This is a genomic window from Cellvibrio zantedeschiae, assembly GCF_014652535.1.
In the GTDB taxonomy this organism is placed as follows: domain Bacteria; phylum Pseudomonadota; class Gammaproteobacteria; order Pseudomonadales; family Cellvibrionaceae; genus Cellvibrio; species Cellvibrio zantedeschiae.
The window spans coordinates 512,829-527,738 of record NZ_BMYZ01000001.1; the positions used below are offsets into that span (position 1 = coordinate 512,829).

Annotated in this window: 16 protein-coding genes; 8 read left to right on the forward strand and 8 right to left on the reverse strand. The window is 45.4% G+C overall.

Annotated features, from left to right (window positions below):
• Window position 1: 1 nt before the first annotated feature.
• From lptA to IE104_RS02315, 4 genes are read right to left on the reverse strand one after another with little or no spacing between them, the layout of a single operon-like run.
• Window positions 2-520 carry a lipopolysaccharide transport periplasmic protein LptA gene (lptA, locus tag IE104_RS02300; protein WP_189415699.1) on the reverse strand — a complete coding sequence of 173 codons (519 nt, stop codon included), beginning with the start codon at window positions 518-520 and terminating at the stop codon, window positions 2-4.
• The gene (gene lptC, locus IE104_RS02305; protein ID WP_189415701.1) at window positions 510-1,142 is read right to left on the reverse strand and encodes an LPS export ABC transporter periplasmic protein LptC; all 633 of its coding nucleotides are present in this window, start codon (window positions 1,140-1,142) and stop codon (window positions 510-512) included. The genes lptA and lptC overlap by 11 nt, the downstream gene beginning before the upstream one ends.
• A gap of 8 nt (window positions 1,143-1,150) precedes the next feature.
• A complete protein-coding gene (locus IE104_RS02310) occupies window positions 1,151-1,711 on the reverse strand; it encodes a KdsC family phosphatase (protein ID WP_189415703.1) in 561 nt (186 codons plus the stop codon).
• 17 nt (window positions 1,712-1,728) lie between these two features.
• Window positions 1,729-2,700, reverse strand: coding sequence for a KpsF/GutQ family sugar-phosphate isomerase (locus tag IE104_RS02315; protein WP_189415705.1), 972 nt, complete (start codon window positions 2,698-2,700; stop codon window positions 1,729-1,731).
• A 340-nt stretch (window positions 2,701-3,040) separates the two neighbouring features.
• Between IE104_RS02315 and IE104_RS02320 the strand changes: the two genes are divergently transcribed.
• The 5 genes from IE104_RS02320 to hisD all read left to right on the forward strand — a co-directional run bounded on the left by IE104_RS02320 (window position 3,041) and on the right by hisD (window position 7,453).
• Window positions 3,041-3,649, forward strand: a complete 609-nt coding sequence (locus IE104_RS02320; RefSeq protein WP_189415707.1) for an MlaC/ttg2D family ABC transporter substrate-binding protein — start codon at window positions 3,041-3,043, stop codon at window positions 3,647-3,649.
• A gap of 189 nt (window positions 3,650-3,838) precedes the next feature.
• Entirely contained in the window at window positions 3,839-4,081 is a 243-nt protein-coding gene (locus tag IE104_RS02325; RefSeq protein WP_189415709.1) for a BolA family protein, read from the forward strand.
• 54 nt (window positions 4,082-4,135) lie between these two features.
• On the forward strand, window positions 4,136-5,404 hold the full coding sequence (murA, locus tag IE104_RS02330) for a UDP-N-acetylglucosamine 1-carboxyvinyltransferase (RefSeq protein ID WP_189415711.1): 1,269 nt from the start codon (window positions 4,136-4,138) through the stop codon (window positions 5,402-5,404).
• An 18-nt stretch (window positions 5,405-5,422) separates the two neighbouring features.
• Complete coding sequence (gene hisG, locus IE104_RS02335; protein ID WP_189415713.1) at window positions 5,423-6,058, forward strand: ATP phosphoribosyltransferase; 636 nt, start codon at window positions 5,423-5,425, stop codon at window positions 6,056-6,058.
• An 87-nt stretch (window positions 6,059-6,145) separates the two neighbouring features.
• The gene (gene hisD, locus IE104_RS02340) at window positions 6,146-7,453 is read left to right on the forward strand and encodes a histidinol dehydrogenase (protein ID WP_189415715.1); all 1,308 of its coding nucleotides are present in this window, start codon (window positions 6,146-6,148) and stop codon (window positions 7,451-7,453) included.
• 74 nt (window positions 7,454-7,527) lie between these two features.
• Here hisD and IE104_RS02345 read toward each other — a convergent pair whose 3' ends face one another.
• Complete coding sequence (locus IE104_RS02345; protein ID WP_189415717.1) at window positions 7,528-8,676, reverse strand: trypsin-like peptidase domain-containing protein; 1,149 nt, start codon at window positions 8,674-8,676, stop codon at window positions 7,528-7,530.
• Window positions 8,677-8,762: 86 nt separating this feature from the next.
• Entirely contained in the window at window positions 8,763-9,266 is a 504-nt protein-coding gene (locus IE104_RS02350; protein WP_189415719.1) for a Z-ring associated ZapG family protein, read from the reverse strand.
• A 159-nt stretch (window positions 9,267-9,425) separates the two neighbouring features.
• On the opposite strand from IE104_RS02350, the gene IE104_RS02355 reads away from it, so the two are divergent.
• The 3 genes from IE104_RS02355 to IE104_RS02365 all read left to right on the forward strand — a co-directional run bounded on the left by IE104_RS02355 (window position 9,426) and on the right by IE104_RS02365 (window position 12,317).
• Window positions 9,426-10,082, forward strand: coding sequence for an alpha/beta hydrolase (locus IE104_RS02355; RefSeq protein ID WP_189415720.1), 657 nt, complete (start codon window positions 9,426-9,428; stop codon window positions 10,080-10,082).
• Window positions 10,083-10,098: 16 nt separating this feature from the next.
• Window positions 10,099-11,232 (forward strand): cell division protein ZapE, encoded by a 1,134-nt coding sequence (gene zapE / locus IE104_RS02360; protein WP_189415722.1) that lies wholly within the window; start codon window positions 10,099-10,101, stop codon window positions 11,230-11,232.
• Window positions 11,233-11,411: 179 nt separating this feature from the next.
• Window positions 11,412-12,317 carry a hypothetical protein gene (locus tag IE104_RS02365; RefSeq protein WP_189415724.1) on the forward strand — a complete coding sequence of 302 codons (906 nt, stop codon included), beginning with the start codon at window positions 11,412-11,414 and terminating at the stop codon, window positions 12,315-12,317.
• A 47-nt stretch (window positions 12,318-12,364) separates the two neighbouring features.
• Here the strand turns inward: IE104_RS02365 and IE104_RS02370 are convergent, their stop codons facing one another.
• Entirely contained in the window at window positions 12,365-14,035 is a 1,671-nt protein-coding gene (locus IE104_RS02370) for a phosphoethanolamine transferase (protein ID WP_189415726.1), read from the reverse strand.
• Window positions 14,036-14,050: 15 nt separating this feature from the next.
• The gene (locus IE104_RS02375) at window positions 14,051-14,746 is read right to left on the reverse strand and encodes a phosphatase PAP2 family protein (protein WP_189415728.1); all 696 of its coding nucleotides are present in this window, start codon (window positions 14,744-14,746) and stop codon (window positions 14,051-14,053) included.
• Window positions 14,747-14,910: the final 164 nt, after the last annotated feature.

Sequence of the window (14,910 nt, forward strand, 5' to 3'; positions counted from 1 at the left end):
GTTATTCTTTTTTCTCTGGTTTTGCAGGAATTACCGTTTCGACACGGCCAGTACCGGAAAACTTCGCCGTTTGGCTCTTAATGTCGTAATCCACGTGTCCTGCTTTGGTAACCGAACCGTTTTGTTCAATAGATACGTTTTTATCCAACACCAATTGCTCGGTTTTTACGTTGTAATGAATCGTGCCTGCCTCGGCGTGAATAATGGGCTTACCGGCTTCCGGTTGTTGCTGGTAGTGGGCAGGGCTGCCTTCAGCGGTGAATGATTCTTCTTCCTGATCCTTGTCCTTGCGAACATGAATTTTTTGCGCAGTAATTTCCAGCGTGCCCTGGATTAGCTTCACATCGCCGCTATAAATCACAACTCCTTGCTTAAGGTCGATTTCTTGTTTGTCGGCAGAAATGCGCAAAGACTGGTTTTTATCATCGGGCAAGGCCTGAACTCCTGCGGAACTCATTGCCAGCAAGCAAGCCACGACGCGGGTCCAGCGAAGGATTTTTGATGTAAGGCTAGGGTTCATAGGTGCCCTTGACGTTAGAGAGTAATTCAATCCGCTCGCGCTTCATGTCTGCGCGCATTCCAACCGCTGTAATCTGGCTTTTAGCGGCGCGCATAGTAACAGCTTTGCCAGTTTGCGCGAATTGGTCTTGGATATTTAGGCGCAAATCACTGGTAGTAATGGTGGTTTCACCTTGTTTTTCAGAGGTTTGTCGCGCCACTACCTCCTGAGTAAGGCTGAACCAGGTGTCGTTGTTATCCAAACGTCCTTCTTGCGCTGTAATAAACCAGCCGGGCTTTTGGGGATTGTTAACTACCATAAACACCGGGGTTTCAAACAGGGAATAATCTTTGTCGCTCGGGTTTTCTTTCACTTGGAAGCGGCGAATTAAAGGTGTCGTCATTTGATAGTGGATATTGCCTTCACCGTCATACTGGCGCATTTCAACATTGGTAATGTAGGAATGGGGGAATATTTTTACATCGGCTTGCGGCTGGTTGATCAAATTTTCCTTACTCGAGTATCGGAGTGTGGCAAACAAGATTACCAGCACAATAACAACTAGCCAGGGCAAAGGTAAAAGCAGGGGATTAATCCGCTCGAGATTGGCGCTGTTGATTGTTGGCAAGTGTAATTTGGACATGCTGGGGGTTAGGCCAAGTAAGATTTTAAAAGCTGATCGAGCGTATTTTGCGCTTTCATCAACATATCGCAGGCTTCGCGCACGGCACCTTCACCACCACGTGCATGGCTTTGCCAGTGGGAGCGTTCGACCACTGTGAAATGACCGTTAGCAGGGGTTAAGGCCAAACCAACGCGGGACATGACTGTCAAATCTGGCCAGTCATCGCCCATAAATGCAATTTCTTCGAGGTCGAGTGGATGCTCGGCCAAAATTTCTTGCAGCGCATCCCACTTGTCTTCACGGCCTTGCACCAAAATTTTTATGCCCAAATCGCTTGCGCGTTTGGCGACTAGATTGCTGGTGCGGCCAGTGATAATGCCCACTTTAACACCGCTTTTCTGCAGCATTTTTATGCCGTGGCCGTCGAGCGTGCTGAAGGTTTTGAATTCATCGCCCTGGTTGCTGAAGTAAAGACAGCCATCGGTTAACACGCCGTCTACATCCAACAGGAGTAGTTTGATGCGTTTGGCGCGAGCCTCTAGTTCAGGTGCGGCTAAAAACTGTGACGGTGAGTTTGAATGACTCAAAAGTGAATCCTTGTTAATTAAACAACGCCTGCGCGCAGCAGGTCATGCATATGTAAGACACCAACGGGGCAGGCTTGTTCATCGCTAACCACAAGCGCGGTGATTTTTAAATCTTCCATCATTTTCAAGGCTTCAGCCGGCAGGGCTTTAATGCCGATGGTTTTGGGTGTTCTGTTCATTAGGTCGCTGATCTTAACGCCGGTGAGACTAATACCCTTATCAACTGTTCTGCGCAAGTCGCCGTCGGTAAAAATACCCAAGAGCTGATTTTTGTCATCTACCACGGTTGTCATGCCGAAACCTTTTTCGGTCATGGTGAGCAGCGCCTGGCTCAAGCTCGCTGTAGGCGGAACACGCGGGATTCTATCGCCTGTGTGCATGATGTCCACCACGCGTAACAATAATTTACGACCAAGTGCACCGCCGGGATGGGAGAATGCGAAGTCTTCCTCAGTAAAGCCGCGCGCTTCCAGCAGGGCTATGGCCAGGGCATCGCCTAATACTAGCGTTGCGGTAGTACTTGCCGTCGGTGCTAAATCTAACGGACAGGCCTCGGTCTCAACTGCTATGTTCAGGTGTGCTTCAGCTACTTCCGCTAATGTGGAGCCTGGGTTGCCGGTCATGCTGATGATTTTGATTCCCGAGCGTTTAAGCAAGGGTAGAAGAGTCAGGATTTCGTTAGATGTACCGGAGTAAGAAATTGCCAGCACTATGTCTTGTTTGGTAATCATCCCCAAGTCGCCGTGACTGGCTTCGCCGGGATGAACGAAGAACGCAGGTGTACCTGTACTGGCGAGGGTGGCGGCAATTTTTTTGCCGATGTGACCGGATTTACCCATTCCGGTCACGATAATCCGCCCGGTGCAATTGAGTATGAGCTCGCAGGCTTTGTTGAACTCTTGGTCGAGTCTTTGGCTCAAAGCGGTTACAGCATCAGATTCTATGCGAACTGTTCGAAGTCCTGAGGCAATAAAATCGAATGGCGGCATAGAGAGATCTCGTGATGACTATTAACACTTTTGATGGATATGCAAGCAGGTCATTATAGCGATATTAGGAACTGCTCGCTTGATATTGGGGATTGCGCCCCCATTTTGCAATTCGCGCACCTTTTTTTGCAATTCGCGCTTTTTTGCGATTTGCAAAAGTTGAATTTGCTTGTTGGGTTGTGTCATTGCCCAGGAAGTTATCGCCACGCGTTGGGCTTGATGATTTTTCTCGTTGAAGGTCGTCATGCAAGAAAGGAAAAACACGTTGGATTTACTGTTGCCAAAGTGTTGATTGCCCCGGCGCATTGTACTGGAACTTTAAATTTAGGAAGGTAAACACATGAAACCACTGTATCAAAACCTTACGGGTGTTCTTTTAAGTCTGGCAATGATGGTTGTTGCACCCATAGCCTCTGCCGCTGAAAAAACACCGCAAGCCATTGTTGAGCAAGCAACTACCGATATGCTCGCCATTGTGAAAAAACACAATGCTGCTGGCAAAAAGACCGATGCTTACTATGCAGATGTGCAAAAAACATTGGATGCAGTGGTCGATTTTCCGTTTATCGCCAAAGCTGTAATGCGTAAATCAGCAAAAACAGCTACCCCCGAGCAAATTGAAAAATTCACGACTGTCTTTAAAAACGGTTTGATCAAAACCTATGCAAAAGGTTTGGCAAATTACGCGGATAGCGAGATTAAAACCTTGCCTGTAACCATGGCTGCTGATGCAACGCGTGTAAGTGTTGATCAGGAAGTCAGTGACAAAGGCGCAACCCACAAGCTTTCTTACACCTTGAGAAAAGATAATGGTGAGTGGAAATTGATCAATGTGGTATTGAATGGTGTGAATTTGGGTGAGTCTTTTACCAGCCAGTTCGACCAAGCCATGATCAAAAACGACAAGAATATCGATAAGGTGATTGAGACCTGGTTGGCTGCTAACTAGGTTACATTTGCTGAATCCATTCTAAAAACCCCAGCCATCACCGGTTGGGGTTTTTTATTGCTGCGATATGCACTTATTGGCGCACTTTTGGGTGCGATTGCGGGCTGTTTCGGGTAAGATTCACGCCTTTGTTTACTCCCCATTTTTGTTTTATATTTTGATCAAGGGCAGTGCCCCACGAGTTTTTCTATGCAAGCTGAACAAATCAAAGCGCTTATTGAAAGCCAAATTCCCGATAGCCAGGTCCAGGTTGGCATAAACGGTAGCCACATTGATTTGGTGGTAGTGAGCCCAGCGTTTGCGGGTTTGACTCCGGTAAAAAAACAACAATTGGTGCTCGGCACGCTAGCGCAGCAATTTGCTGACGGCACCATCCACGCCGTGGATTTTGTGAAGACCTTTACCCCTGAACAATGGCAACAACAGCAATAATTAACCACTGCCTAATCACTCTTTAATTGGTTGCTCTCGCAATTTGGATAAGTAATGGATAAGTTTAAAATTCTGGGCGGCGGTCCGCTCAGTGGTGAAATTTGTATTTCTGGCTCTAAAAACGCTGCTTTGCCAATCCTTGCAGCGGTGCTTTTGGCCAATAGCCCGGTCACCTTGCTCAATGTTCCACATTTGAATGACATCACCACCATGAACAGATTGTTGGGTTCTATGGGGGTGGCGATCACGGGTACAAATGGCCACGGCTTTGTACTGGATTCCAACAATATCACCGAATTTACCGCGCCCTATGACCTCGTAAAAACCATGCGTGCTTCGATTCTGGTGTTGGGCCCAATGCTTGCTCGTTATGGCGTAGCCAATGTGTCTTTCCCTGGTGGGTGTGCAATTGGTTCGCGCCCCGTGGATATTCACCTGCGTGGCCTCGAGGCCATGGGTGCAAAAATTGAAATCGACGGCGGTTACATTCGTGCAACCTCTAATGGTCGCCTGAAGGGCGCTCATTTCTTTATGGATACGGTCACCGTTGGTGGAACAGAAAATCTGCTGATGGCGGCAGTCTTGGCAGAAGGTAAAACTATTCTCGAAAACGCCGCACGTGAGCCAGAGATTGTGGACCTGGCGCACATGCTAGTTGCTATGGGCGCAAAAATTGAAGGTATTGGCACTTCAACCCTGACCATTCAGGGCGTTGAGTCCTTGCATGGTTGTACTTACACCGTAATGCCAGACCGTATTGAAACCGGCACCTACTTGGTCGCAGCGGCGGCAACGCGCGGCAGCATCAAATTGACGGCGACCAAAGCCGATATTCTGGAAGCTGTATTGTTCAAGCTTGAAGAAGCGGGCGCCGATATCACCCACGGCGACGATTGGATTGCGTTGGATATGCACGGCAAGCGCCCGAAAGCGGTGAGTTTGAAGACTGCGCCTTACCCTGCATTCCCAACCGATATGCAATCGCAATTTATGGCGATGAACGCAGTCGCCGAAGGTGTTAGCCATATCACCGAAACCATTTTTGAAAACCGCTTAGTGCAAGTAAACGAATTGAACCGTATGGGCGCACATATTACGCTGGAAGGTAATACTGCCGTTGTAACAGGTGTTGAGCGTTTGAAAGGTGCGCCAGTGATGGCGTCGGATTTACGTGCATCTGCCAGTTTGGTGATTGCTGGTTTGGTTGCAGATGGTGAAACCCTGATTGACCGTATTTACCACATTGATCGCGGTTACGAAGCCATTGAAGCAAAATTCCAAAGCATCGGCGCCAGCGTGTGTCGTGTAAAAAGCAGTTCGTAAAAAAAAGGCCAGCTGATTATGAGTCAAACCCTAACCATAGCGCTCACTAAAGGGCGTATTTTGGAAGAGACACTGCCCTTATTGGCTGCGGCGGGTATTGAGCCGCTGGAAGATATGGAAAAGAGCCGCAAGCTTGTGTTTGAAACCAGTCAGGAAGGCGTACGCTTGTTGTTGCTTCGCGGTGCTGATGTTCCAACTTACGTGCAATTCGGCGCGGCAGATATGGGCGTTTCAGGTAAAGACACACTCATGGAAAACGGTGCAGATGGTTTGTACGAACCTTTGGATTTAAACATCGCCCGCTGCAAGCTGATGACTGCCGGCGTGAAAGGTGCAACTACACCCGCTGGTCGCATTCGTGTTGCAACTAAGTACGTGAATATCGCCAAACAATATTACGCCGCTCAAGGCCGCCAAACTGACATCATTAAACTTTACGGCGCAATGGAATTAGCACCGATTATGAATTTGGCAGATGAGATTGTAGATATTGTCGATACCGGTAATACCTTACGTGCAAATGGTTTGGAGCCGCGTGAATTTATTGCTGACATCAGTTCGCGTTTGATCGTGAACAAAGCGTCGATGAAAATGAAACACGTGCAAATCCAAACGATCATCGATCATATCGCCAAAGCCGTTAAGGCTGATTAATGGCTATCTTGCTCATTGTGAATTGCAATGAGCATTTTTCTTCTCCGTGCCTGATTATTCACTAAATTCGATTGAATGAGCAAAACCATGTCTGAGACTTTAATTACCCGTTTGGATGCCAGCCAAAGCGACTTTAAACAGCGCCTGGATGAATTGTTAGCGTGGGAATCCGTTAGCGATACACGTGTTGCCAGCGTGGTAGATGACATTTTGCATCAAGTGAAAACGCGCGGTGATGCTGCGGTATTAGAGTTTACAAATAAGTTTGATCGTCGCTCTGCGAAAAGCATGGATGAGTTAGTTGTTACTGCCGATCAACTTAAAAACGCGTTGACGCAAATTACTCCCGAGCAACGCAAAGCCTTGGAAGTTGCAGCGGAACGTATTCGCAGTTATCACAAACATCAATTGCAAACATCGTGGAAATACACTGAAGCAGATGGCACTGTTCTCGGTCAACAAATTAGCGCTATGGAGCGCGTTGGCCTGTATGTTCCCGGTGGAAAAGCGTCTTATCCTTCATCGGTTTTAATGAACGCCGTGCCTGCAAAAGTGGCAGGTGTGGATGAGCTAACCATGGTTGTGCCCGCGCCTGATGGCGAGCTGAGCCCAATGGTTCTTGCTGCTGCGGCAATTGCTGGAGTGGATCGCGTAATTACTATCGGCGGTGCGCAAGCGGTTGCTGCATTGGCTTATGGAACTGAAACGATTGCCAAGGTCGATAAAATTGTTGGTCCTGGCAATATTTATGTTGCGACTGCCAAGCGTGCTGTTTTCGGCCAAGTTGCTATCGATATGATTGCGGGGCCATCAGAAATTTTAGTGATTTGCGATGGCTTAACTGATCCCGATTGGATTGCAATGGATCTGTTCAGTCAGGCTGAGCACGATGAACAAGCGCAAGCGATTTTGCTCTGCCCGGATGCGGAATATCTCGATAAAGTTGAAGCATCAATTGCGCGCTTGTTGCCAACTTTATCGCGCAATGAAATTGCGACTACGTCTTTAAAAAATCGCGGCGCTTTAATTAAAGTGGCTGATATCGAAGAAGCAGTTGAGGTAAGTAATCGCATCGCGCCTGAACACTTGGAGTTATCTGTAGCTGATCCTGAATTATTGCTACCTAAAATTCGCCACGCAGGTGCAATTTTTATGGGGCGTTTTACACCAGAAGCTTTGGGCGATTATTGCGCGGGGCCAAACCACGTTTTGCCCACATCAGGTACTGCGCGTTTCTCATCGCCCTTGGGTGTCTACGATTTCCAAAAACGCAGTTCAATTATTATGTGCTCTGCTGCGGGTGCATCGGAGTTATCGAAAGTTGCTTCGGTGTTAGCGCGCAGTGAATATCTTGAAGCGCACGCGCGCTCGGCGGAATATCGAATTAAAGATTAAGTTTTTCGGTAGATTTCAAATGCAAAAAAGGAGCTTCGGCTCCTTTTTTTGTTTGCGTTGCAATTAAATCAAGTTTAGGTTTTTGTTTGTGTAGGGCGTATGCCTGCAACTGCTTTTATATCCTGGGTCTTTCCAGCACGTAGAACTTTAAGCGTAATAGTTGAACCTGGTTTGAGATTGCCCACAAGATTTTGAACAGCATGATAATTGCGCTCAGGAAAAACTCCCTCACCCAATGATATGTCATTGACTTTAATAATGACGTCTTCACGCACCAATCCAGCACTTTCGGCCGGGCTACCATCTTCTACGCCGGTGACGATCAATCCCAAGGTGCCAAATAATTTAATGCCTTTGTCGTTTAAGGGGGCTGCGGTAAACCCTAACCAACCGCGTTGCACTTCTCCAAATTCCGCAATTTGTTTGAGCGAGTTCATAGCGATATCAGCGGGAACCGCAAAGCTGATTCCTACGGATGCGGCGCCAGTTTCATCTAAAATTGCCGTGTTGATGCCAATTAAATTTCCGCGCGCATCAATCAATGCACCACCAGAATTCCCAGGGTTAATGGCGGCATCAGTTTGAATAAAGTTTTCGCGGCTGTTAATGCCAAGCCCCCAGCGTCCCAGCGCGCTTACAATGCCTTGACTTACACTTTGACCGACACCAAAAGGGTTGCCGATAGCAAGGGCGATATCGCCAACACGTAAATTATTGGGTTGGCCAAGGCTAATAGGTAGCAAGTTTTCCAAGGTGATTTTCAATACCGCCAAATCATTTTCGGAATCAATGCCCACCAATTCCGCTGATGTATAACGGCCATCGTTTAATAGCACTTGAATTTTATCTGCACCATTAATCACGTGGTTATTGGTAAGGATCAAGCCGCTCGAATCTACAATCACACCTGAGCCAAGCGTGCGCTGCATACGCTCCTGTAAAGGAACATTGGAATTATTGAATAACTGGCGAAAGTAAGGATTGTTGTAATAGCGTGGGTCGCGTTCCAGGACTTTCTTTGCCGTATAAATATTAACTACCGCCGGAGCTGCGCGACTCACTGCATCGGCGTAAGAATAGGGACCGCTAATCGCGTTATTGGGCATAGTGTTGATAGGCTGCTGTCCGCGTAGCTGTGGAAAAACCAGCATCGCCAAAAGAGCAATAATAACGCCCGCCGCGGTTGGCCAAGCTGCAAATTGCAGAAGACGTTTAAAGTTCATGCAGTGTGCTCCAGTGCCAAGTCGGCTACAGTAAAAACCCCGCAGCGAGGGCGGGGTTTAAAAATTTATTGTTCTGTTGTTAAAGCTTAGTAACGCTTGGTGACGGCACCATCAAAATCATAATCTTCAGCTGTTTCGGTAGGACGCACTACCGCATGCTCGTCGTCACGCAAACCGTAATCTTCGGCGAGTGCGCCTTTGGCTCCAACTGGCTTAGGCGCCCAATCTCTTGGTGGCTCAACATGTTGGGTATTCATGTAGCTGGTTTTGCTTTCGCCCAAGCTGCTAGCGGAATCCAGAATTTTGCGGCTAATTTCTGGTGTGGCGAGTTTGAGTGCGCTGCTTGCCAAATGCTCATGCATTTCGCGGTAGCATTGGGTCATATCGCTAATATGTTTGGATGTTTGCGCGAAGGACTCTGCCACATCGCGTTGATAGTTTTGCAGTGAACTCTCTGCTTCATTTAAACGATCTTCAAGCTCACGGCTATAAATGTTGGAACGGAAAATGTGCAGTAAAAACGCACCCAATGCTGTGCCGCAAAGTAAAAAGAAAAAACCGGTAAATACCAGAGTGCTGAGTGAGAACACAAAAGTCTCCTTAACGACTGTCGAAATAGGTAGAATTCACACCTTGCCAAACGGACGAATTCTTAAGCTTACCCTCATAGTATAAGCCTTTTGTTAAAATAGGTTGGCAAAAAATGTTGTTATAGGTCATGCATTTAAATATTCCCTGGGTAAAACACTGTGTTGGTTGAAAAAGAGTCAAAAATAGCGATTTCTGGTCCTGCGGGAAACCTTGAAACTGCGGTCAGTCGCGGTGACGCCGATGCTCCTTTAAGCAGTTTGAATGGCGTGGTGGTTATTTGCCACCCGCATCCGCAGCACGGTGGCACCATGGACAACAAAGTTGTTACTACGCTAATGCGTACCTATCGCGATTTGGGCGTGCACGTTGTGCGGTTTAATTTTCGCGGTGTAGGCCAAAGCGAAGGTGTTTTTGATAATGCCGTAGGTGAACTTGATGACTTACTGGCAGTTATCGCATGGGTAAAAAACAATTTCTCGCAGTCACCTATTTTGATTGCAGGATTTTCGTTTGGTTCATCCATAGCGGCACGCGCCAGCTATTCGGTGCCTGGTTTAGTGCATTTAACCTTGGTGGCACCACCCGTCGAGCGTTATCAATATGATCGCGACAGAATATTTAACTCGCCAGTTTGCGTTGTACAAGGTGATCAGGATGAGCGAGTCATCGCCCAAGGTGTTTATGATTGGACTGCGCAATTGCGAAGCCCCGCTGAATTAATTCGCTATCCCGAGGCGGGCCATTTTTTTCATGGCTATTTATCGGCATTAAAAACTGACCTCACCGATATTTTATTGCGTCAAATTCCTATTTAATCTCTGTTGAATTCCTATGACTTTATCCGCAAGCGAAAATCTTTCTCCTGCTGCTCGTTACGAGCGCGATTTACAACGCGATGATTTTCGTCGCGATCCTTCGCAGGCCCAGGCAGTGCAACATTTACAAACGCTCTATGAAGCGTTGGTTGCTGATTGGCAATTGCACCAATCATCTGCCTTTGGTGGAATTTTAAAAAAACTCTTTGGTAGTGCAGATAAAAGTCACATCAAAGGTTTGTATTTTTGGGGTGGAGTAGGACGCGGTAAAACCTATTTGATGGATAATTTTTTTGAAAGCCTGCCGTTTCCGCAAAAAATGCGTATGCATTTCCATCGGTTTATGCGCCGTGTGCATAGTGAATTGAAACAACTGGATGGCCAGAAAAATCCGTTGCAAAAGGTTGCAGATATTATTGCAGCAGAAACCAAAGTCATTTGCTTTGACGAATTTTTTGTTTCTGACATTACTGATGCAATGATCCTGGGTACTTTGATGTCAGAATTGTTTGAGCGCGGTGTGGTTTTGGTGGCAACATCAAACATAGTGCCCGATGGTTTATATAAAGATGGCTTGCAGCGCGCTCGTTTTTTACCTGCTATTGAACTCCTAAAAAAATATACGCAAGTTGTTAATGTTGATGGTGGGGTAGATTATCGTTTGCGTGCACTGGAACAAGCCGAGCTTTATCATTATCCATTGGATGAGAGTGCAGATTTAAGTTTGCAAAAAAGTTTTCGTAGTTTACTTGCATCGCCAGCTGATGAAAAAGCGAACGAAGTCTTAATCGTAGAAGGCCGTGATATTCGCTCGCGTTTTTCCGCAGAAGGTGTGGTTTGGTTTGATTTTGAAGCTATTTGCGATGGCCCGCGTTCGCAAAATGATTACATCGAACTTTCAAAAGAATATCACTCCGTTTTTGTCAGTAACGTGCCAGCACTTGGGCGTGCAAACGACGACCAGGCTCGTCGCTTTGTTAATTTGGTTGACGAATTTTATGATCGCCATGTAAAGCTCGTGTTGTCTGCCGATAAGCCCTTGGCAGAACTTTATTCTGACGGGAAATTAAATTTTGAATTTCAAAGAACCGTGAGCCGTTTGTTGGAAATGCAAAGCCATGAGTATTTAGCAATGGAGCATCGGCCTTAGAGTGGTTTTTTAGTTTTAGTGTTTGCCTTATTCAAATTTGAGAACATGAACTGCTAACCTTCTGTCATTAAAATCATCCGCTATCTTTCTTATGTAACCGATTAGATATTGGCTAAGAATAATCACCAATCTCATTGAGCTTGTATTCTTGTATTGTTTATAAAGTGTTCGTATACTCGGTGCGGCACAATAAATCAATAACAGGAGTTTTTATGATTAAATCAGCAGCTTTTCTTTTTTCAATTTTCCTTTTCCCTAGCATTACCTTTGCTCAGATTCTAGATGGCGGCCAGTCTAATAATGGAGGTGAGGTTGGGCCGAACGGTGCAAAAACCTATTCTAATGATGTTGGTTTTGACGGGGCGAGCTCTAAAGATGCGCTCTACAGATTTAATAGGGATGTTAACGATAAGCTCCAACAATCACGGCCAAAATTTGCAAGGGCATTTGAACGAACGCAGGATGCTCTTATAAAAGGCGATATGCAAAAAGCTGATAAATCTATCGCTGAGCTGCGTGATATTAAGCCCGCGAATGATTACGAGCGAGCTCGCCTTCACCTTATAAATTACTGGTATTACGGAAAAACAGGTAATCAGGAATTAGAGTTTGATTCGGCGTCAAAATTGATGGCCGTTGGAGCTGGTAATATTGATCCCAATGCATATGTTGAGGCAGGAATGCGCTTATTAAAGCGCCAATACAATAGGCAAGATATCGGTGGCGCTATTGAAACCCTGGCAAACCTTCGCAAGGTGCCTGAATCCTCAACAGAGTTAATGACAGTGGTACAAGCTGTTAAAAAGTTAGATGATATTGCCGAGGAAAAAACTGATTTTGTGCAAAAAATTAACGTTAACGAATCTGGCGTTTGGAGTGCAAAATTATTTAAACCGCGATTCTTCTTTAATGGAGTTAGCGGAGAAATTAATACTCTAGGTTTTGATTGCACCAATAAACAAACAACGCTTCCTTACAAGCTGGACAGTGTAATGGAAATTCCTGAAGCTTGGGGCAGTTGCACAATGAAAGTAAATGCCAAACCAAATACTTCTTTTAATTTGGTTCAGCAAAAACCCGTTTAAATTTCTTGTTAGATTTCCCAGAGCCCCGTTAGTAATGGCGGGGCTTTTTATTTTCTGCATTGAGAAGTCATATCTAATTCCGGTTTGTATAAACCGGTGTCGACGTTCAACAAGCCCAGGGTGGTGTGAAATAAATTATCGTGTGAATACTCAGTATTCGTTTGGTCGCTTAAGCATTGCCGATTGATGCTGTTTTCCTGTTCAAAGCCCCGCGAAAACCAAAAGAAAAATGGTACATGCTTTTGTTCGTTTGGTGCGATTAAATAGGGCATGCCATGCAAGTAAAGATTATTTTCGCCTAAAGACTCGCCGTGGTCAGAAAGATAAATCATGGCGGTATTGTAATTAGTACTTTGTGTTTTCAACCACTCAATAGTGTTATTTAAAAATTGATCAGTCATGTGGATAGTGTTGTCGAAGGCGTTATTAATTTCTTCGCTGGTGCAATCCTGCAATTTATTGACTTTGCACACAGGTTTAAATACTTCCATATTTTCAGGATAACGATTGTAATAATCGGGGCCGTGGCTGCCTTTCGGGTGCAAAACAATAACTTTGTTGCCATTCATTGCGCTGATTTTACTGTCGATTTCATGCAGCAAAATATTGTCGAAACATTCGCGATCATTACAGTATGCAGAGATTTTTAAATCTTTCATGGGCTCATAGTCCACCCGATCACAGGTTCCTTTGCAGCTTGAATTGTTATCGCGCCACAATACGGAATAGCCGCTACGTTTCAATATGTCTAACAGGCCTTCTTGGGATTTAGCCTTTTTATCGGAATATTTGTCTCGCGTCAGGTTTGAAAACATGCAGGGCACCGAGACGGCTGTCTCTGTACCGCATGAAAAAACATTTCGGTAGTTGATAATGTCTTGTTGCGCAATGAGTGGTGTTGTTGGTTTGTTGTAACCATTAATGCTGAAGTGATCAGCACGTGCTGTTTCGCCCACAACCAATACAAACAGCGTTGGTTTGCTATGTGTTGCTGCTTTTGGGTTTAGTTTTGCATCTTCACCAATGGCTTTTACATGAATTGATTTATTGCTGGCGGATGCGTAAGAGATACTAGCGTAAATAAAGTTGGCAGGATTTGCCATTTGGCGAATATTTTTGTTATTGCGAAAAAACGAAGCATAATCAGCAGTAAGTGGTGCAATAAGGGCAACGATGGAAACCAAAATGATCGCCCAGAGTTTAAGCTTCTGCCAAATTTCTTGTTTGATACTGCCAAATTCCAGTTTTACTTTTAATAATAGTAAACTCGGAATTATCCCCAGAATTACAACATATATAACAAGAGTGGTGTTGAACAGCCCGGCGGCTTCTTTAACATCTGTTTCCACTGTGTTTTGGATCATGTTCTGGTGAATCACAATACCATAGGCATTCATAAAATAGGCAACACAAGCGGCTGTTATAAACAGGAACGCCATAATCGTTTTGGTAATCTTAGGTAGTACGATAAGCGAAAGTATTAAGGCAGTAACCGCACCAACTAATAATGTCACGCTTGCAAAAAAAATAGCAGATTTTACATTTTCGATAGGTAAAGCATTATGCAGTGCTTTAAAAAATGCCGAGTTGAAAAAAATAATAAAGATAGCAGTGCATAACAACGTGAATTTGGTTGAATTCATCTGCCAGGAAAAAAATTGGCTGGAATTCTTATCATCAATTGTGGTGGGTGTTAAAGACTTGCGGAATAGCGCCATAAAAACCTCTGAAAGTTAACGCACGGAGACTTTATCAAGGAGCATTAACTTGTACATAAACAACGAGAAAAACCAGCAAATACCCAGCGTCCACACATCATGAGAAATAAAATGTGCGCCGCGCAGTTGTTGCGAAATCCCGAAAACCAATCCCACACCCAGTGCAAACGCCAAGCCTGCCCATCGCCAGGAAGAGTTTCTGTGAACACCCAAAAAATAAAAGGCAAGCCATGCGTAACCTCCGCTCGCATGGCCGGCAGGAAAGCAACCGCTTCCACTTGTGTGAATAATTTGGGTAAGTATTGTTTGATAAGGAAGATCGCCGCCGTAGCGGATAAAATCCCATGGGCATGAAACGTGTGAAATACCTTTCAACACGGTAATTAATCCGCTGCTACCCGCGGCCGCGCATACTAAATAAAGCAATTCTCGCTGATATTTTACTAGCTGGGGTTTTATATAAGTTGTGATTAAAGCTATGAGAGATAGTAATGCAATCGATAACGAAATATGTTTACCGGTTTCATGAATCAGCGCACGCGTGACCCATGCATTTTTGAGCGCCCAATGACCACCCTCCCATGCATAGAGGGCGTCGGCCAACTTAATATTCAGGTCACTTAGCCCGATGCTTGTGGTAAGGGCAATAAAAATAGTTAGCGGAATAATTAGGTGATTGCGCCAGAAGAGGCGTGAGTCCTGTGTAATCATAGTGGCAGATACGGATGTTAAGGTGCGCGCAGTTTATCAGTCCAGTTTATCGGGAGCGAATATATTTGGATGACGTTACTTCTCGTTACTTCTTGCTATGTAAATAAAAAGCAGCCTGGATATTTAAGAGCTATCCAGGCCTAAGTGAGTGCGATGCTATCAGG